This is a genomic window from Streptomyces sp. NBC_00250 (genome assembly GCF_036192275.1).
In the GTDB taxonomy this organism is placed as follows: domain Bacteria; phylum Actinomycetota; class Actinomycetes; order Streptomycetales; family Streptomycetaceae; genus Streptomyces.
This window is the reverse complement of the sequence record NZ_CP108088.1, coordinates 1,255,106-1,273,082: the sequence shown is the minus strand read 5'-3', so window position 1 is coordinate 1,273,082 and position 17,977 is coordinate 1,255,106. Positions and strand designations below refer to the sequence as shown.

The 17,977-nt window shown below is 74.2% G+C and carries 15 protein-coding genes; 9 read left to right on the top strand and 6 right to left on the bottom strand.

What is annotated here, in order from left to right; all coding sequences use genetic code 11:
- The first annotated feature begins 217 nt into the window (after window positions 1-217).
- Complete coding sequence (locus OG259_RS05620; RefSeq protein ID WP_266899547.1) at window positions 218-388, top strand: hypothetical protein; 171 nt, start codon at window positions 218-220, stop codon at window positions 386-388.
- 74 nt (window positions 389-462) lie between these two features.
- Here the strand turns inward: OG259_RS05620 and OG259_RS05615 are convergent, their stop codons facing one another.
- Genes OG259_RS05615 through OG259_RS05605 form a run of 3 tightly spaced genes read right to left on the bottom strand, consistent with a single transcriptional unit; the run spans window position 463 to window position 3,429 of the window.
- Window positions 463-1,890, bottom strand: coding sequence for a lipase maturation factor family protein (locus OG259_RS05615; protein ID WP_328941175.1), 1,428 nt, complete (start codon window positions 1,888-1,890; stop codon window positions 463-465).
- Window positions 1,891-1,912: 22 nt separating this feature from the next.
- Window positions 1,913-2,464: a DUF1990 family protein gene (locus OG259_RS05610; protein WP_328941174.1), complete on the bottom strand. Its 552-nt coding sequence runs from the start codon at window positions 2,462-2,464 to the stop codon at window positions 1,913-1,915.
- Window positions 2,461-3,429 carry a YndJ family protein gene (locus OG259_RS05605; protein ID WP_328947003.1) on the bottom strand — a complete coding sequence of 323 codons (969 nt, stop codon included), beginning with the start codon at window positions 3,427-3,429 and terminating at the stop codon, window positions 2,461-2,463. Before OG259_RS05605 ends, OG259_RS05610 begins: the two co-directional genes overlap by 4 nt.
- A gap of 201 nt (window positions 3,430-3,630) precedes the next feature.
- On the opposite strand from OG259_RS05605, the gene OG259_RS05600 reads away from it, so the two are divergent.
- The 3 genes from OG259_RS05600 to OG259_RS05590 all read left to right on the top strand — a co-directional run bounded on the left by OG259_RS05600 (window position 3,631) and on the right by OG259_RS05590 (window position 8,554).
- Window positions 3,631-4,863: a DUF6777 domain-containing protein gene (locus tag OG259_RS05600; RefSeq protein ID WP_328941173.1), complete on the top strand. Its 1,233-nt coding sequence runs from the start codon at window positions 3,631-3,633 to the stop codon at window positions 4,861-4,863.
- Between the two features lie 157 nt (window positions 4,864-5,020).
- Complete coding sequence (locus tag OG259_RS05595; protein ID WP_328947002.1) at window positions 5,021-7,000, top strand: SpoIIE family protein phosphatase; 1,980 nt, start codon at window positions 5,021-5,023, stop codon at window positions 6,998-7,000.
- A gap of 180 nt (window positions 7,001-7,180) precedes the next feature.
- Entirely contained in the window at window positions 7,181-8,554 is a 1,374-nt protein-coding gene (locus OG259_RS05590) for a wax ester/triacylglycerol synthase family O-acyltransferase (protein ID WP_328941172.1), read from the top strand.
- Window positions 8,555-8,564: 10 nt separating this feature from the next.
- Here OG259_RS05590 and OG259_RS05585 read toward each other — a convergent pair whose 3' ends face one another.
- The 3 genes from OG259_RS05585 to OG259_RS05575 form a co-directional block, all read right to left on the bottom strand.
- On the bottom strand, window positions 8,565-10,298 hold the full coding sequence (locus OG259_RS05585; RefSeq protein ID WP_328941171.1) for an alpha/beta fold hydrolase: 1,734 nt from the start codon (window positions 10,296-10,298) through the stop codon (window positions 8,565-8,567).
- 140 nt (window positions 10,299-10,438) lie between these two features.
- Window positions 10,439-11,848, bottom strand: coding sequence for a sensor histidine kinase (locus OG259_RS05580; protein ID WP_328941170.1), 1,410 nt, complete (start codon window positions 11,846-11,848; stop codon window positions 10,439-10,441).
- Window positions 11,845-12,516 carry a response regulator transcription factor gene (locus OG259_RS05575; protein ID WP_328941169.1) on the bottom strand — a complete coding sequence of 224 codons (672 nt, stop codon included), beginning with the start codon at window positions 12,514-12,516 and terminating at the stop codon, window positions 11,845-11,847. Before OG259_RS05575 ends, OG259_RS05580 begins: the two co-directional genes overlap by 4 nt.
- 188 nt (window positions 12,517-12,704) lie before the next feature.
- Here OG259_RS05575 and OG259_RS05570 point away from each other — a divergent pair, with 188 nt between their 5' ends.
- The 5 genes from OG259_RS05570 (at window position 12,705) to OG259_RS05550 (ending at window position 17,952) form a co-directional block, all read left to right on the top strand.
- Window positions 12,705-13,577, top strand: coding sequence for an Fpg/Nei family DNA glycosylase (locus OG259_RS05570; protein WP_328941168.1), 873 nt, complete (start codon window positions 12,705-12,707; stop codon window positions 13,575-13,577).
- A gap of 51 nt (window positions 13,578-13,628) precedes the next feature.
- Complete coding sequence (locus OG259_RS05565; protein ID WP_328941167.1) at window positions 13,629-14,396, top strand: LytR/AlgR family response regulator transcription factor; 768 nt, start codon at window positions 13,629-13,631, stop codon at window positions 14,394-14,396.
- A gap of 101 nt (window positions 14,397-14,497) precedes the next feature.
- Window positions 14,498-14,911, top strand: coding sequence for a hypothetical protein (locus tag OG259_RS05560; protein WP_328941166.1), 414 nt, complete (start codon window positions 14,498-14,500; stop codon window positions 14,909-14,911).
- Between the two features lie 96 nt (window positions 14,912-15,007).
- On the top strand, window positions 15,008-16,747 hold the full coding sequence (locus OG259_RS05555; protein WP_328941165.1) for a sodium/solute symporter: 1,740 nt from the start codon (window positions 15,008-15,010) through the stop codon (window positions 16,745-16,747).
- A complete protein-coding gene (locus OG259_RS05550) occupies window positions 16,744-17,952 on the top strand; it encodes a histidine kinase (RefSeq protein WP_328941164.1) in 1,209 nt (402 codons plus the stop codon). The genes OG259_RS05555 and OG259_RS05550 overlap by 4 nt, the downstream gene beginning before the upstream one ends.
- Window positions 17,953-17,977 lie beyond the last annotated feature (25 nt).

Sequence of the window (17,977 nt, the reverse complement as noted above, 5' to 3'; positions counted from 1 at the left end):
CGATTCACCCGATCGCATCACACTTGGGAGCCCGGTAGAGCGCGGACGTGCTCATTTGGTTACTCTGATGCTCACGGTCGGCCACCGAGGAGACACACCGTCCTCACGGCCTTCCAGGGGCAGGCCTGCCACCAAGGCCGCGGTCCCGCCCGACGACCGGCGCCACCGCGACCGACCGGCACTTGTCCTACAGGTACGCGACACAGAGGAGTGCGCGGTGACATCCGAACTGACGAAGCAGGAACCGCGACCGGCCGAACCCAAGGACCGGCCGCGCAGGAACGGCGAGCTGGGGAGCCTCGAAGTGTGGGCCCACGCGGCCCCGATCCGGCTGGCGGGCTACGAGGACGACCTCGCCGAGCCCCACATCCTGCCCGGCATCGACTGATCCCCTACTTCACCCCGGTGCCCCCGGCCGTCCACGGCCGGGGGCACCGGCGCGTTCACGGCGCGTCCGGGGGTTCAGCGGGGGTCCTCCGCCGGTTCCCGCAGCCGGATCGGCGGCAGGTACTCCCGGAGCAGCGTCCGGTGCCACCAGGCCCCGGTCGCGCGGAGCTCGCGCCAGGTCGTGTACCGGTACCGGTAGAGCCGCGCGCGGACGAAGGCCGGCGGAGCCTCCGGGAAGGGGTTGTGGGCGAGCAGCCGCAGGGTGTCCCGGTCGCCGTCGAGCAGCCGCTCGACGAACGGACCGAACCACTCGCGCGCGTACCCGGGGCTGAGCGCCGCGAACCACATCAGCCAGTCGAGCCGCAGATGGTACGGGGCGAACTGCCGGGGCAGCCGGCGCGGATCACCGGGCTTGCCCTTGAAGCCGTACTCCTTCCACACCGTGCCCGCGTGCGGCACGGGGTCGTCCGTGCCCTCGACGACGATCTCGTCCCTGATCCGCCCGACCGTGCCGAACGCCCCGTACGTGTTGACCAGGTGGTACGGGTCGTACGACCGGTTCATCGCCTGGTCACGGGAGAGCAGGTTGCGCACCGGGCGGTAGCTCCGGACCAGGGCGAACGCGGTGACCGCGACGACCAGGACCACGTACCAGAGCGGCGGATCCGGCTGGGGGTGCTCGCCGGTGACGGGGGAGGCGTCCACGACGGAGAGGGCGAGCACGATGGTGATCCAGTTCAGCCAGGCGAAGTTGCCGGACAGCACCAGCCACAGCTGGGTCGCGATCATCAGCCCGGCCGCGATCGTCGCCACCGGCTGCGGGGTGAACAGCAGGAACGGCACCAGGAGCTGGACGACGTGGTTGGCCGCCACCTCCACCCGGTGCAGCGGGCGCGGGAGGTGGTGGAAGAACCAGCTCAGCGGGCCGGGCATCGGCTGGGTCTCGTGGTGGTGGTAGAGGCAGGTCAGATCGCGCCAGCAGGGGTCGCCGCGGATCTTGATGAGCCCGGCACCGAATTCGACCCGGAAGAGGAGCCAGCGCAGCAGGAAGAGCACGAGGACGGGCGGGCCGGTGTCGTCGTTGCCGAGGAAGACCGCCAGGAACCCGGTCTCCAGGAGCAGCGACTCCCAGCCGAAGGCGTACCAGGTCTGGCCCACGTTCACGATCGACAGGTACATCGCCCAGAGCAGCAGCCACAGCAGCATCGACACCGGCAGCGGTACGGCGTCCCCCGCGCCGGCCACGAGCGCGAGGGCGAGCGCGGCACCGGACCAGGCGACGGTCGCGAAGAGCCGGTCGGAGTAGCGCCAGTGGAAGAGCGACGGGGTGTGCCGGGGGCGGGTCCTGCGCACGTACTCCGGTACGGGGAGCATGCCGCGCTCGCCGATCAGCGCCCGGAACTGGAGGGCTGCCGATAGGAACGCCACGCAGTACAGCCCGGCGAGGCCCCGCTGGAAGACGATCCGGCTCAGCCAGTGGTCGGGTGCGGTGAACCACTCCATCGCTTCCAGTATCGGCCCGCGGTCAGGTCCTGACGAGGCGCCGCAGGGTTCGGCCCAGGTGCTGTGCGTACGCCCGCTGGAGGAGGGGGATCACGGGGCCGCCGAGCCGGGTGTACCAGGCGGAGGGGCGGCTGAACGCGGTGACCGCGAACCGGACCGTGCCGTCGGGCTCCAGGTGGACGATGAAGGACTCCTCGCCGCACTCAGGGTGCCCGGTGAGGGTTCCGTACGCGAAGCCGATGCGGTCGTTCTCGTACGCCGTCCAGATCACCGTGCAGGGGGCGCCGAGCCGGAGCCGGCCGATGCCCGTCGATATCTCGATGACCACGCCGGGCGCGGCGCGGTCGGCGTCGGCGAGGAAGCGCGCCCCGGTGGCGCGGTGCATCCGCCAGGTGGTGACGGCCGCCCCGGCGGCCTCGAAGGCGGCGCGGCCGTGGCCGACGACCGCGCTGTGCCGCAGGTGGTGGTAGCCCTCGGGGAGGGTTTCCGGCGTCCGGGTGGCGCCGACCTCGCGGTAGGTGAGGGCGGGTCGGGGACGGTCGTGCCGGGACAGGCTGTTCATGAGGCGGGTCATGCCGGGAGCTCCGTTCGCGGGCGGGTCGGGAGGGGCGTCGGGGAGGTCGGGGAGGCCGGGAGGTCCGTCGGGGGTCGGTCGGTCGGGAAGGGCGTGGGGATCCGGTCGTCCGGGGGCCTCTGCGGAGGTGCGGCAGGAGGCGTGCGGTCCTGCCGGACGCGGCGGTGGGCGAGCAGCGCGCAGACCGCGAAGCCGAGGGCGTTGCCCAGGCCGTGGGTCGCGGCCGTCCACGTCAGGTCGAGGTGCGGAAGGCCGGTCGCCTCGCCGAGTGCCCAGCTCAGGGCGAGCAGCATGGTGACGAAGAGGACCAGGGCCGAGACGGCGAGCAGTCCCCTGGTGAGCCGGTCGGCCGCCAGGGTGCGGCGCTCGCGCAGGGTCAGGACCGCGACGGCCGTCATGCCGGCTGTCAGGACGACGGCCCCGGCGAGCTCGGCCCAGTCGTCGACGAAGTAGCCGAGCAGCACGAGCAGGGTGCCGGCCGGGACGCTGAGCGCGGCGAAGCGGGCGGTGGGGCCCTCGGAGACGCGGCAGAGGAGTCCGGCGACCAGGGCTGCGGCGAAGCCCGCGAAGTGGAAGTGCGGCACGGTCAGCGCCAAGATGTCCAGGTCGAAGCCGAAGAGCGGGTACGAGGCCCGTTCGGCGACGAGTGCGAGCCCGGCGACGGAAGGCGCGACCAGGGCGGTGAGGACGGCGACCTCGCCCGGCCGGAGGGACCGGGTCAGGAAGAGCCGGGCCGGGGCCTGGAGTGCGAGCGCGACCGTGGCCAGGGCGTAGACGGCGGCGAGCGCCGTCGAGAGACCCGAGCGGGGCAGCCACAGGGCGAGCGCGCCGGGGACGGCGAGCAGGGGCCAGGCGCGCCGGAGCGGGTCCCACCCCGGGGGCCGGGGGCCGTCGAGGAGTGCCAGCCCCGTCGGGACCACCCAGCACATGCCGATCGTCACGACCGAGCCCACGAGGACCGACAGTGCGGTCATGCGCCACCACCCCCACTTGAACGTGTTCAATCGGCGACCCCGAGCGTAGAGCTTCTCTTGAACGTGTTCAAGTACGGCATGCCGCCCCGGTCGGCCGCTCTTGGCTTGCGGGCCCCCGCCCACTGCGACAGACATGAAGGACTGGCCGGAACCGGGCGCCGTGGCCCGGGGGAGAGAAAGCGGGAGAACCAGGTGCGCTCAGCCCTCTGCCGGACGCGGCGGACCCCCACCGCTCCCACCGCGACCCACCCGGTCGCCCCCCGCGTGAACCCGCGCGCCGCGGCCCGCTCCGCGCTCGCGGCGCTCACCGTCTCCCTCCTGCTCACGGGGTGCACCTCCGTCTGGGAAGGGTCCCGTGGCGGCGCCCAGCCCGCCGCCGGATCGCTGCAGGACGTCTTCCTCCAGCCCGTCGCCGCGCAGGGCCCCGACCCCTTCACCGAGTCCACGGCCCGGACCACCCGACAGGTCTCCTCTCCGGACCGCGACCCGGACCCCGGCGGCGAGCAGGTCCGCGAGGTCACCGGCTCCACCCCCGGTCTCTACGGCGGCACGCGCGCGGAGGGCAGCTGCGACGTCGAGCGGCAGGTCTCCTTCCTCACCGCCGACCAGGACAGGACACGCGCCTTCGCCGAGGCCTCCGGGATCCCCGAGACCAACGTCGGCGACTGGCTGCGCGGGCTGACCCCGGTCGTCCTGCGCGCCGACACCCGGGTCACCAACCACGGCTACCGCCAGGGCAGGGCCAACGGCTACCAGGCCGTGCTCCAGACCGGTACGGCGGTCCTCGTCGACCAGTACGGCTCCCCGCGCGTCCGCTGCGCCTGCGGCAACCCGCTCCGCACACCCGCCGCGGCCCGGGACGGCGTCCACCAGGGCGAGCCCTGGGAGGGCTTCGACCCCGACCGGGTGATCGTCGTCCGGCCGACCACCACCGTCGTCACCAGCCTGGTCATCGTGAACGCCGCCGACCGCAGCTGGATCGAACGGCGGACCGGCAGCGACGGCGGCGAGGACCGCAAGCCGGCCGTGGAGCCCGCCTGCGACCCGGACGAATGCGCCCTGACCGGCTCCGGCACGCCCGACCCGGCCACGCCGGACGGCACCACGCCCGACCCGAGCGCCCCGGACCGCCGTACCTCCCCGGACGCCCCCTCCAGGGTGCCCGCCCCGGTCCCCCCGGCCCCGACGGACCCGCTGCCCGTGAGCCCCGACGCCTCCGGGACCGGCGGCACCGGCACCGCCCCGACCCCGGCGGACCCCGACCCGTATCCCGTACCGGACGCGGAGCCGTACCCGGACCCCTACGCCGATCCCTATGCAGACCCGTACGCCGAACCCCCGGGCGTGCCGGACGGCGAGCTGCCGCCCGGGGAGCTGTTCCCCGCCGAGTCGGTCCCGGAGCAGCCCGAGACATTCGAGGGGTGAAACGGATCTTCATGGTGCGCACGGGCGGGGCTGCGCCTAGCGTGGCCCCATGAACGCGGGCAACGGGGGCGGGGAGGCGGCCGAGCGGTTCAGCCGTGCCCCGGAGGGACAGGGTGACGGGGCGCGGATCCTCGCCGATTTCGGCTCCGCCTTCCGGATGGGCGGCTTCGACTGGGATCTCGCCGCGGGGACGATGATCATGGACGATGCGGCCCTCGGCGTCTTCGACATGGACCGCGCGGAGTACGACGACCGCCCCGAGTCGCTGGGCTCGCGGGTCCTGCCGGACGAGGGCCGCCGCCTCGACACGCTGGTCGCCCAGGCGCTCAAGGACGGCAGTGAGCAGTACGGCGCGTACTTCCGCATCCGCAGACGTGACGGCAGCCACCAGTGGACCCACACCCAGGGACTCGTCCACCGCGACGACACCGGCCTCCCGGTGCGCATCGTCGGCGTCGTCCGCGACGCCACCCATGAACTGACCGAGTCCGCCGCCCGGCTCGGCCTCGACGAGGGGCGGCGCCGACGCGCCGGAGTCGTCGAGGGCACCACGGCCGCACTCGCCTACGCGCGGACCGTGCAGGACGTCATCGACCTGCTCAACGACTCCCACGCGCTCGAACACTTCGGCGCCGCGAGTCTCGTCGTGGGCCTCCTCGACGCCGGCCGCATCCAGCTGGTCGCGGAGGGCCCCGAGGGCGCCTTCGTGCCGGGTACCCGTTTCACCCGGGTGGACGAGCCGTACCCGATGAGCGAGGTGATCCGCACCCTGCGGCCCCGGTTCATCGACTCGGCCCGGGACTTCGCCGAATCCTTCCCGGTGCTCTGGCCGCACATCAGCGGACTCGGGATCACCGCCGCCGCCTATCTGCCGCTCATCGCCCAGGCCCGGCCCATCGGCGCACTCGGGCTGCTCTACAGCGACAAGACCGGCTTCAGCGAGGACGAGCGCACCCTGCTCGTCGCCCTCGGCAGCAGCATCGCCCAGAGCCTCCAGCGGGCCATGCTCTACGAGCAGGAGCACGACCTCGCCGAGGGGCTCCAGCAGGCGATGCTCCCGCGCCGGATCCCCGAGGTGCCCGGCGCCCAGACCGCCGTCCGCTACCGCTCCGCCCGCCTCGGCCGGGACATCGGCGGCGACTGGTACGACATCATCCCGCTGCCCGGCGGACGGGTCGGCGCCGTCATCGGAGACGTCCAGGGCCACGACACCCACGCGGCCGCCGTCATGGGCCAGCTGCGCATCGTGCTGCGCGCCTACGCCGCCGAGGGGCACACGCCCGCCACGGTGATGGCCCGCGCCTCCGTCTTCCTGCACGAACTCGACACCGAACGCTTCGCCACCTGCACGTACGCGGAGGTCGACCTCGGCACAGGAGTCGTCCAGGTGGTGCGCGCCGGTCATGTCGACCCGCTGATCCGGGAGAGGGACGGCCGCTGCCGCAGGGTCCCGGTGGAGGGCGGGCTGCCGCTGGGGCTCTCCGCCGAGTTCGGCCGGCTCGACTACCCGGTGACCACCCTGGAGCTGGACCCCGGACAGACCCTGATGCTCTACACGGACGGGCTGGTCGAGAAGCCCGGTGCCGACCTCGACGAGGGTCTGCAATGGCTCTCCGGGCTCGTCCGGCGCGGCCCCGCCGACCTCCAGGAGCTCGCCGACCACCTGTGCGACGTGGTCGCCGACCGGGGTGGCGAGGACGACGTCGCGATCCTGCTCCTGCGCCGTGAGAGCGCGTCCGCCGCCCATGGCGCCGGGCGGTTCCAGCAGCACGTGGCCCAGAGCGACCCCGAGGCGCTGAGCTCGGCCCGGCACATGATCAGGGCCGCCGTCCGGGCCTGGGGAGCCGAGGAGCGCGCGGACGAGATCGAGCTGGTCGCCGACGAACTGATGACCAACGCGCTGATGCACACCGACGGCGGGGCGATCGTGACCCTGCGGATCCTCGGCGGGGCCGAGAAGCGGCTCCGGGTCGAGGTCGAGGACCGCTCCAGCGCCCTGCCCAGGCGCCGCGAGGCGGGTGAGGCGGGCGTGTCCGGGCGGGGGCTGCTGCTCGTCGACCAGATCTCCGACGTGTGGGGCGTGGAGTCGCGGGGGAGCGGCAAGTGCGTGTGGTGTGAGTTCACCGTGGAGAACTGAGTGCGTCACACGGATGCGGGACCGTTCACCGTGGAGAACTGAGCGCGCCGCATGGGTGCGGGACCGTTCACCGAATCGCGCGCTTGTTAACTGAGCGTGAACTGCTCATACTTGACCGTAACTGTCGGTACGCGATTGACTGCGTTCACCCGGCTCTTCGTGCAGGACGTGAGGACACCCGTGAGCAGCGAGCTACTGGCACCGCTAGACCTGGCCTTCTGGCACCTGGAATCCCCCGCGCACCCCCTGCACCTCGGGGCACTCGCCCACTTCGGCCCCGTACCCATGGGCGGGGGCCACGACGGCGGCCACGAGGTCCCGGACATCCTCGACCTGCTCGCCCGCCGCGCCGCCGCCGTTCCGCGGCTCCGGATGCGCGTCCGCGACGTCCTGCTGCCCGTCGGCGGCGCCGCCTGGAGCGCCGACCCGGACTTCGACGTACGCGACCATGTCCACGAGATCACCCTCCCCGGCGCCGATTTCCCCGCCGAGACCGCCCGGCTCGCCGCCGAGCTCATGGAGCGGCCCGTCGCCCGGGGCCTGCCGCCCTGGGAGATGTACGTGCTCAGCGGCGCCCCCGACGGCTCCTTCGCCGTCCTCGTCAAACTCCACCACGCCCTCGCCGACGGCATGCGGGCCGTCGCCATCGGCGCCGGCATCTTCGACGAGATCGCCGCCGGCCGCCGCCTCGCGGACCGGCGTGCCGCAGGACGTCCCCGACCGGTGCCCCCGCGCTCCTGGCTCCCCGGCCCCGGACGGCTGCTCGGCATGGCCCGCGACCGGCTCGGCGACCTCGGCCGGGCCGTCGAGGTCGGCGCCTCCGTCGTCCGCGCCAGCCGTCTCGACGGACGCCCCACCGCCGCACTCGCCGCCGAGTCCAGCGGGACCCGCCGGATCGCCACCGCCTCCCTGCCCCTCGAACGTGTCCACCGGATCCGCCGCACCACGGGCGGCACCGCCAACGACGTCCTCCTGGCCGTCGTCGCCGGGGCCCTCCGACGCTGGTTCGACGGACGCGGGCTGCCCCTCCCCGGAGCCGACCCCCGGGCCCTCGTCCCCGTGTCCCGGCGCCGCCCCGGCGTCCCTGCCGGTCCCGGCAACAGCCTCTCCGGCTACCTCCTCGACCTGCCCGTCACCGAGTCCGACCCGGCCGCCCGGCTCGCCGCCGTCCGGGGCGCCATGGACCGCAACAAGGCGGCCGGCCCCCTCAGGGGCGCCGGGGCCGTCGCCCTCCTCGCCGACCAACTGCCGCCGCTCGCGCACCGCTTCGGCGCCCCCTTCGCCTCCGGCGCCGCCCGGCTGCTCTTCGACCTGCTGGTCACCCAGGTGCCGCTGCCCCGCTCCGCGCTCTCGCTCGGCGGCGCCCCGCTGCGCGCGCTCTTCCCCATGGCCCCGCTCGCCCGCGGCCAGTCCCTCGCCGTCGCCATGTCCCCGTACGGCGGCCAGGTCCACATCGGCCTCGTCGCCGACGGCGAGGCCGTCCCCGACGTCGACGCGCTGGCGGCCGCCCTGACGGCCGAACTCGACCTGCTGGACCCGCCGGACACGCCGTAGGGCGTGTGCCTCAGGCCGGGCAGGTGGTGCCGGGACGGACCTTCGCGAGGCTGATCAGGTACTCCTCGACCTTCTTGTCGACGCAGGGGCTGCGGCCGTAACCCGTGTGGCCGGGGGCGTCGAACGAGAGCAGCATGCCGCCGGGGAACTGGCGCGCCAGGCTCACCGCCTCCCCGTACGGTGTCGCCGGGTCGCCCGCCGTACCCACGACGAGGACCGGCGGAACGCCCGCGGCCCTCACCCGGTGCGGACGCTGGGGACCGGCCGGCCAGTCCCTGCAGACCAGCTCGTTCGTCACGGCGGTCGTGCCGTGCACGCCCGCGGCCTTCTCGGCGGGGGCGAGCGCGTCCCAGTAGGCCTGGGCGTCGCGCGGGTGGGGGACGTCGAGGCAGTTGATCGCGATGAGGGCGGCCTCGCTGTTGTCCTCGGGCACGGTTCCGGAGGGCTCGGTCTCGTCGGCCTTGTCGGCGTCGTCCTCGGCCCCGGTCTTGTCGGCGTCGGTCCCGGTGGGTTCGGGCTCCTCGGGTTCGGCGTCGGTGCCCGCCTCACCGTCCCCCGGCTCCTCCTCTCCCGCCGCGAGGGCCGCCAGCTTCGTCCCGTCCCCCGCGTCCGCCGCGCTCAGCGCCTCGGACAGGGCTTCCCACTGGGCTTCCGGCGTGTACATGGACAGGTCGAGCGCGGAGACCACGGCCGCGGCGTCGAGACCGGACTCGGAGTCGTCGACCGGCAGCGGCTCGCGCTGCGTCCGTTCGACGAGGCGGTCGATCAGCGCGCGTATGTCCTCGGGCGTCTCGCCGGGACAGGCGTCACCGACGGCGTCGGCGCAGGTCTCCGCGTACTCCTCCGCCGCCTTCCGGAATCCGGCGGCCTGGCCCAGCATCCGCTGCCGCCAGTCGAGCGACGGATCGACCGCCCCGTCCAGGACCATCGCCCGTACGCGGCGCGGGAACTGCTCGGCGTACGACGTGCCCAGGCTCGTGCCGTACGACCAGCCGACGTACGTCAGCCGCCGCTCGCCGAGCGCGGCCCGCAGCACGTCCAGGTCCCGGGCGGCGTCGTCCGTGCCGACGTGGGCGAGCAGCGGACCGCCGGCCTTCCGGCAGTCGGCGGCCGTCGCCCGCGCCGCGGCGAGGGCGTCGGCGCGCTCGGTTTCGGTGCGGGGGTGGAGGGGTACGGCGGCCGGGGCGTCCGTCGAGTCCTCGGCCGCGGTCTCCGAGGGTCCCGGCGGGGTACAGGTCAGGGCCGGTCTGCTCTCCCCGACACCGCGCGGGTCGAAGGAGACGACGTCGAACCGCTCGCGCACGGCCCGGCCGATGCCGTCGGCACCGCCGTCCCGGATGAGCCGCACACCGCGCTCGCCCGGGCCCCCCGGGTTGAGGACGACCGATCCGACGCGCTTCCCCGGGACCGCGGTGACCGCCTTCGCGACCGGCAGCACGAAGGTCTTGCCGTCGGCCGGGCGGGAGTAGTCCATCGGAACGGTGAGCGCGGCGCACCTGTGGTCGCCGCAGGGCTTCCAGGCGAGCTTCTGGGCGTAGAAGCGCCGCAGGTCGGGGCGGTCGGCGGGGTCGGCGGGCCCGGTCGACGACCTCGGCCGACCGCCGTCCGGGCCGGACCCGACGCTGCAGGCGGCGAGGGACGTGGCGCCGAGCACGGCGAGAGCGAGAGCCAGGGTCCGACGGCGGCGGGTGGGGGTGGTGTTCACGAGGTACTCCCATGGATGGACGGTCCAGGGAAGGATCACGCGCGGATGCTGAGGATTTCCTGAGGACCGGTTCGGCCCGGCTGCTCGGTCGGCCCCGCTGCTCGGTCGCTTCGTCTGCTCGGTCGGACCGGCGACTCGGTCCCGGCCCGACACTTCTCGGTTCAGCTCGCCCGCCCGGTTCAGCCCGGTGTCGGCAACTTCAGTACGAACCTGGCGCCGCCCGCTTCCCCCGGCCTCGCCGTGAGCGTGCCCCCGTGCGCGTGCGCCACCCAGGACGCGATCGACAGACCCAGGCCGGTCGATCCCGATCCGCTGCGGAAGCGTTCGAACAGGGCGTTCGCGACCTCTGGTGGCAGTCCCGGACCCGCGTCCTCGACCGTCAGCGTGCCGTCCCGGGTCACCGTGATCCGTACGTCCGCCGGAACACCCGGCGCGTGGCCGTGCGTGAGCGCGTTGCCCAGCAGGTTCCCGACGGCCCGGCGTACGAGATCGGGGTCGGCGACCACGACCGTGTCCTCGGCCTCGACCCGGACGCGATGGCCCTCCGTGGGCGCCTCGTCGACGACCGCCTCCACCAACTGGTCCAGACGCAACGGCTGACGTGCCACCGTGGCCGTACCGGACATGAGGCGGGCCCGGGTGAGCAGCCCGTCGACCAGTCGGCCCATGCCTTCCGCCAGGCGCAGCGTGCGCCGGTGCACGTCCGTGCTGTCCGTCTCGCCGCGCAGCGCCGTCTCCGCGAGGGTCCGGAGGGAGGCCGCCGGGGTCCGCAGATCGTGCGCCGCGTCCGCGAGGAACGCCTCCTGCTGACCGAGCACCGTGAGCGCCGGCCGGACCGCCCGCCCCGACAGGACGTGCCCGACCGCCGCCGAGAGCAGGACGAGGAGCGCGCAGCCGCCGGTCACCACCCACACCAACCGCCGGTGGTCGTCCCGCTGTGCCGTCGCGTCGGTGAGGGTCACCAGGACACCCTGCGGCCCCTCACCCTCGGCCGCTTCCGGCGGGTAGAAGGGCAGCGCGAACACGCGCACCGGTGCACCGTTCGTCGTGCGCCGGTCGAAACCCCGCGCCTCCCCGTCCCGCGCCGCCGCCCGCCCGGCCTCCAGGACCACGCCTGGACTCACCGTCAGGCACGGGGCGGCGGGCGCGTGCTGGACGGTCAGGCTGCCGGTGTCGCCGGTGTCGCCGGTGTCGCCGGTGTCGCCGGGGCCGGTGGGGTCGGTCGGGCCAGTGCGGTTGGTGGGGTTGGTAGGGCCGGTGGGATCGCTCCCGCCCTCCCCGGTCACGAGGAGCACGGTCAGCGGCGGGCAGCCGGTGTTCACCGTGTCCGCCAGGACGTCCGTGGCCAGCAGGCCGTTCTCGTCGGTCTCCAGGAGACCGAGGGCCCAGCTGGTGTCCACGTCCATCGAGTGGTCGAGCTGCTCCCGCCAGCGGGCGCTGTCGCTGCGCACCGCGAGCGCGGCCATCGCGATCAGCCCCACGGCGCTGGTCAGCGCGAACAGCAGGCTGATCCGGCGGCGCAGCCGCAGCACCCGCGCCGTCGGCGTGACCGAGGCCGAGGACGACCGGCGGAGGAACGCGGGCCTCACCGTGCGCCGTCGGGCGCGAGCCGGTAGCCGACCCCGCGCACGGTGTGGATCAGCGGCGGATCCCCGAGCTTTCGGCGGAGCTGGGAGACCAGCACCTCCAGGACGTTGGACTGCGGCTCGGCCATCTCGTCCCAGCAGCTCTCGATCAGCTCGGCGCGCGAGACCGCCTGGTCGGCGCGGGCCGCGAGGACCTCAAGGACCGCGAACTCCCTGGTGGTGAGTGTGAGAAGCACCCCGGCCCGGCGGACGAGCCGACGGGCCGTGTCGACCTCCAGGTCGCCGACACGGTGCACGGGGGGACGGACGACGGCGGAGCGCCGGCACAGGCTCCGCACCCGGGCGACCAGCTCGGGCACGGCGAACGGCTTCACCAGGTAGTCGTCGCCGCCGCTCGCGAAGCCCTCCACCCGGTCCGCCACCGTGTCGCGCGCGGTCAGGAAGAGAACGGGCACGTCGCGGCCGTCGCGCCGCAGCCCCTCGACATAGGCGGCGGCGTCCCCGGACGGCAGCATCCGGTCGAAGACCGCGCAGTCGTACGCGGTCACGAACAGGGCCTCGTCGGCCCGGGGCAGGTCGGCGGCCTCGTCGACGGCGAGCCCGGCGGCCCGCAGAGCGGCGGCCACCCCGAACCGGAGGTCTTCGTCGTCCTCGACGAGCAGTACACGCACGTCACCCACCCTAGGCCGTGTCCGGAAGGTCCCGCCCGGCCCGCGACGCCGGCCCGCGACGCCCGGACCGCCATGCCCGGCCCGCGACGCCCGGCCCGCGACGCCCGGCACGACCCGGGCGTCACCGATCGGGCGGCGATCGCGACGCCCCGCGCGCGGCCCCGCCACCCGTGCGGCAGGGTGGAACCATGCCCGAACTCCCCGAGGTGGAAGCGCTCCGCGCCTTCCTGGACGCACACCTGGTGGGCAAGGAGATCGCCCGCGTGCTGCCCGTCGCGATCAGCGTCCTCAAGACGTACGACCCGCCCCTGAGCGCCGTCGAGGGCGCCGAGGTCACCGCGGTCGGGCGGCACGGGAAGTTCCTCGACCTCACCGCCACGGGACCGGCCGGCGAGCTCCACCTCCTGTTCCACCTCGCCCGCGCGGGCTGGCTGCGCTGGCAGGACCCGCTGCCCTCGGGACCGCCCAAGCCCGGCAAGGGCCCGCTGGCGCTGCGTACCGCGCTCACCGGCGGCGACGGCTTCGACCTCACCGAAGCGGGCACCACCAAGCGCCTCGCCGTGTACGTCGTGCACGACCCGCAGGAGGTGCCGGGCGTCGCACGCCTCGGACCCGACCCGCTCGGAGAGGACTTCGGCCCCGAGGAGTTCGCCGCGCTGCTCTCCGGCGAGCGGCGCCAGATCAAAGGCGCCCTGCGCGACCAGAGCCTCATCGCCGGCATCGGCAACGCGTACAGCGACGAGATCCTCCACGCCGCGAAGATGTCCCCCTTCAAACCCACCCAGAACCTCACCCCGGAGGAGACCGCCGCCCTCTACACGGCGATGCGGACCACCCTCCACGAGGCCGTCGACCGCTCCCACGGCCTCGCCGCCGGCAGACTCAAGGCCGAGAAGAAGAGCGGCCTGCGCGTCCACGGCCGCACCGGCGAACCCTGCACCGTGTGCGGGGACACCATCCGCGAGGTCTCCTTCAGCGACTCCTCCCTCCAGTACTGCCCCACCTGCCAGACCGGCGGCAAACCGCTCGCCGACCGCCGCCTGTCGAAGCTCCTCAAGTAGGCCACGGGGCTTCTCGACCGGGCCCTGGGGCCGCCCGTTACACTCCGCCGCATGCTGCGCGTACTGGCCGTCGACGACGAGGAACCCGCCCTCGGAGAGCTGCTCTACCTGCTGCGCGCCGACCCCCGCGTCCGCACCGCCGAGGGCGCCGGCGACGCCAACGCCGCCCTCCGCAGGATCGGGCGCGCCCTGGAGACCGGGCCGGACGGCGACGAGGCGATCGACGTCGTCTTCCTCGACATCCACATGCCCGGTCTCACCGGACTCGACGTGGCCCGGCTGCTCGCCGGCTTCGCCCGCCCGCCGCTCGTCGTCTTCGTCACCGCCCACGAGGGCTTCGCACTCCAGGCCTTCGACCTGAAGGCGGTCGACTACGTCCTGAAGCCGGTCCGTCGCGAGCGCCTCGCCGAGGCCGTCCGACGCGTCCACGACCTGGTGCACGCGACCGCCGCCCCCGCCCCGGCCGCGCCCACCGCGCCCGCCGTGCCCGAGCAGGTCCCCGTCGAGCTGGGCGGGATCACGCGGTTCGTCTCCGTCGACGACATCGCGTACGTGGAGGCGCACGGCGACTACGCCCGCCTGCACACCGACCACGGCAGCCATCTCGTCCGCATCCCGCTCTCCACCCTTGAGGAGCGGTGGGCCGCGCGCGGCTTCGTCCGCATCCACCGCAGCCATCTCGTCGCCCTCGCCCGGATCGCCGAGCTCCGCCTCGACGGCGGCGCCACGTCGGTACGGGTCGGCGACACCGACCTGGCGGTCAGCCGGCGCCACGCCCGCCACCTGCGGGACCTGCTGATGCGACGCGCGGGGGGCTGACCGCACCCGTTCCGTCCGCCCCTACCGCAGGTGCTCCCACCTGCGTAGACTCCACGCGTCCCGGGCCCGAGGGCCGCCACTTCCGACGGAGGCGGACGCCGATGTCCGAGCAGCACCCTCCCCCGCCCTTCGGCCGGGGGGACCCCCAGCGCAGACCCCGCCGCGAGACCGTCACCTACGCCTCCGCCCACGGCGCCGGGACCGTGCCGGGCCCCGCGCGGCGGCGACCCGTCCACCCGCCGGCCCGCTCGGAGATCGACGAGCAGACCACCCTCGGCCACACCTACGTCCGTTCCCTGATGCGCAGCCAGCTGCGTGCCGCCCTCACCGCCCTCGGTGCGCTCGCCCTGCTCGTCGGCTCGCTGCCGCTGCTCCTCGCCCTGCCCGCCCCCGAGATCTATGTCTGGGTCGTGCTCGGAGTCGGGGTGTACCCCGTCGTCTGGGGCATCGCCCACTGGTACGTGCGCCGCGCCGAACGCAACGAGCGCGACTTCACCGGCCTCGTCGAACGGTGAACCGCCCCGCATGAACGCCCGCCGCACGAAGGGCCACCGCACGCGCGCCCTCCGCCCGCCCGCCCGCCGCACCGACGAGCCCCGCACGGCCGCCGCGTGAACCAGACCTACGCCGTCGCGGCCGTCACCGCCGTCGTCCTCGCCACCGTCCTCATCGGCGCCCTCGGCCTGCGCATCTCCCGTACGACCTCCGACTTCTACGTCGCCTCGCGCACCGTCCGGCCCGGCCTCAACGCGGCCGCGATCAGCGGCGAGTACCTCTCCGCGGCCTCCTTCCTCGGTATCGCCGGACTCGTCCTCGTCCAGGGCCCCGCGATGCTCTGGTACCCGGTCGGCTACACCGCCGGCTACCTCGTCCTGCTGGTCCTCGTCGCCGCCCCGCTGCGCCGCTCCGGGGCGTACACCCTCTCCGACTTCGCCGAGGCCCGCCTCGAATCCCCGGGGGCCCGCCGGCTCGCCAGCCTCTTCGTCGTCGGCATCGGCTGGCTCTATCTGCTGCCGCAGCTCCAGGGCGCCGGGCTCACCCTGGAGATCCTCACCGGCGCCCCCGACTGGGTCGGCGGGCTGCTCGTCGCCCTCGTCGTCACGGGGACGGTCGCCGCGGGAGGGATGCGCAGCATCACCTTCGTGCAGGCCTTCCAGTACTGGCTGAAACTCACGGCCCTGCTCGTCCCCGTCCTCTTCCTGCTCGCCGCCTGGTTCGGGGACGGGGCGCCCAGGGCCCGTTTCGACGCCCCCGCCGTCCTGCGTGGGCACACCGTCGTCAGGGTCGCCGACACGGTACGGATCGGACTCGACGATCCCCTCACGCTCACCGTCACCGGCAGCGTCGACTCGGTCCCGTACGAGCAGCGGACCGTGACCCTCGCACCCGGCACCCATCACGTCCTCGGCGGTACGACGCTCGCCTTCGCCCCGGGAGCGGAACTGCCCGGGAGGGTCGCCAGCGGCACGGACCCGCTCGGCTGGTCCCAGCCGCTCGCCGGGGGCCGCGACGGGCACCGGCTGTACGCCACGTACGGACTGATCCTCGCCACCTTCCTCGGCACCATGGGCCTGCCGCACGTCGCCGTCCGCTTCTACACCAGTCCGCACGGCCGCGCCGCCCGCCGCACCACCCTCGTCGTCCTCGGACTGGTCGGTTCCTTCTACCTGTTGCCGCCGCTGTACGGCGCCCTCGGCCGGATCTACGCCCCCGAGCTCGCCCTCACCGGTTCCGCCGACGCCGCCGTGCTGGTGCTGCCCGACCGGATCCTGGGCGGACTGCTCGGCGAGCTCCTCGGGGCGCTCCTCGCGGGCGGCGCCTTCGCCGCGTTCCTCTCCACCGCCTCGGGGCTCACCATGTCCGTCGCCGGAGTCCTCACCCAGGACGTGCTGCCCTCCCGGGGCGTACGGCACTTCCGGCTGGCGACCCTGCTCGCCACCGCAGTACCGCTCGCGGTGGGGGTGTTCGCCTCGAAGGTCCCGGTCGCCGACGCCGTCGGCCTCGCCTTCGCCGTCTCCGCCTCCTCCTTCTGCCCGCTGCTCGTCCTCGGCATCTGGTGGCGGCGGCTCACCCCGCCCGGTGCGATGGCCGGGCTGCTGCTCGGCGGGGGTTCCGCCCTCGCGGCCGTGATGGCGACCCGGGCCGGACTCGCCCCCGAGGGCTGGCCGCACACCCTGATGGCCTGGCCGGCCGTCTGGTCGGTCCCGCTCGGCTTCCTCACCATGGTCCTCGTCTCGCTGGCCACACCCCGCCGGGTCCCGCCCGGCACCCCGGCCCTCCTCGCCCGCCTCCATCTGCCCGAGGAGATCACCGGCACCGTCACCGCTCCCGCCCAGGAGGTCCGCCGATGAGCGGCATCGCGCTCGCCGCCGCGGCCGCCGCCGGTGCCGTGCTGCTCGCCGCCGGCTTCGTCCTGGGGCGGTTCGCCGCCCGGCGCGGGGGCCGCACCGCCGATCCCGACCTCGGCACGCCCGTCGAGCGGGCCACCTTCCACACCCTGCACACCGCCTCCCTCGCGGCCCCGCCGCTGCGCGCCGGACTCACCGAGGAGACCGCCCGCAGAGCGGCCGGCACCCTCCGCTCGCTGCTCGGCACGGAGGCGCTCTGCCTCACCGACCGGGGCGCCGTCCTCGCCTGGGACGGACCGGGCGAGGACCATCACCGCGCGCACGCCCCGGAACAGGTCGCCGAGACCCTGGAGACCGGCCGCAGCCGGTCCGCGCACACCGGCTGCGCCGACCCCGTGTGCCCGCTGCGCTGGGCGGTGATCGCCCCGCTGACCGGTGAGGACGGTGTCCTCGGCGCGCTCGTCGCCTACGGTTCGCGGGAGTCGGCCGTCCTGGTGCGGGCCGCGACCGAGGTGGCCCGCTGGGCCTCCGTACAGCTGGAGCTCGCCGAGCTGGACCGCTCGCGCACGCGGATCGTGGAGGCCGAGATCCGCGCCCTGCGGGCCCAGATCTCCCCGCACTTCATCTTCAACTCGCTCGCCGCCATCGCCTCGTTCGTCCGCACGGACCCGGAGCAGGCGCGTGAACTCCTCCTCGAATTCGCCGATTTCACCCGCTACTCGTTCCGCAAGCACGGTGAGTTCGCCCAGCTCGCCGACGAACTGCGCTCCATCGAGCAGTACTTGGCGCTCGCGGGGGCGCGGTTCGGGGACCGGCTGAAGGTGAGGCTGCAGATCGCCCCCGAGGTGCTGCCGGTCACCCTGCCCTTCCTCTGTCTCCAACCCCTGGTGGAGAACGCCGTGAAGCACGGTCTGGAGGACCGTGAGCGGGGCTGCCGCGTCACGATCGCGGCCCGCGACGCGGGCGCGGAGGCCGTGGTGACCGTCGAGGACGACGGCATCGGCATGGAACCGGAGCTGTTGCGCGCGGTCCTGCGCGGCGAGCACCCCGCCGGCTCCGGCATCGGTCTCTCCAACGTGGACGAGCGGCTGCGTCAGGTGTACGGGGCTGAGTACGGGCTCGTCATCGAGACCGGGGTCGGTGCGGGGATGAAGGTGACGGTACGCATCCCCAAGTACCGGCAGGGAGTGCACCGTTCGCCGCCGTGAACCGGTGACGCCGCCGTCCGGACCC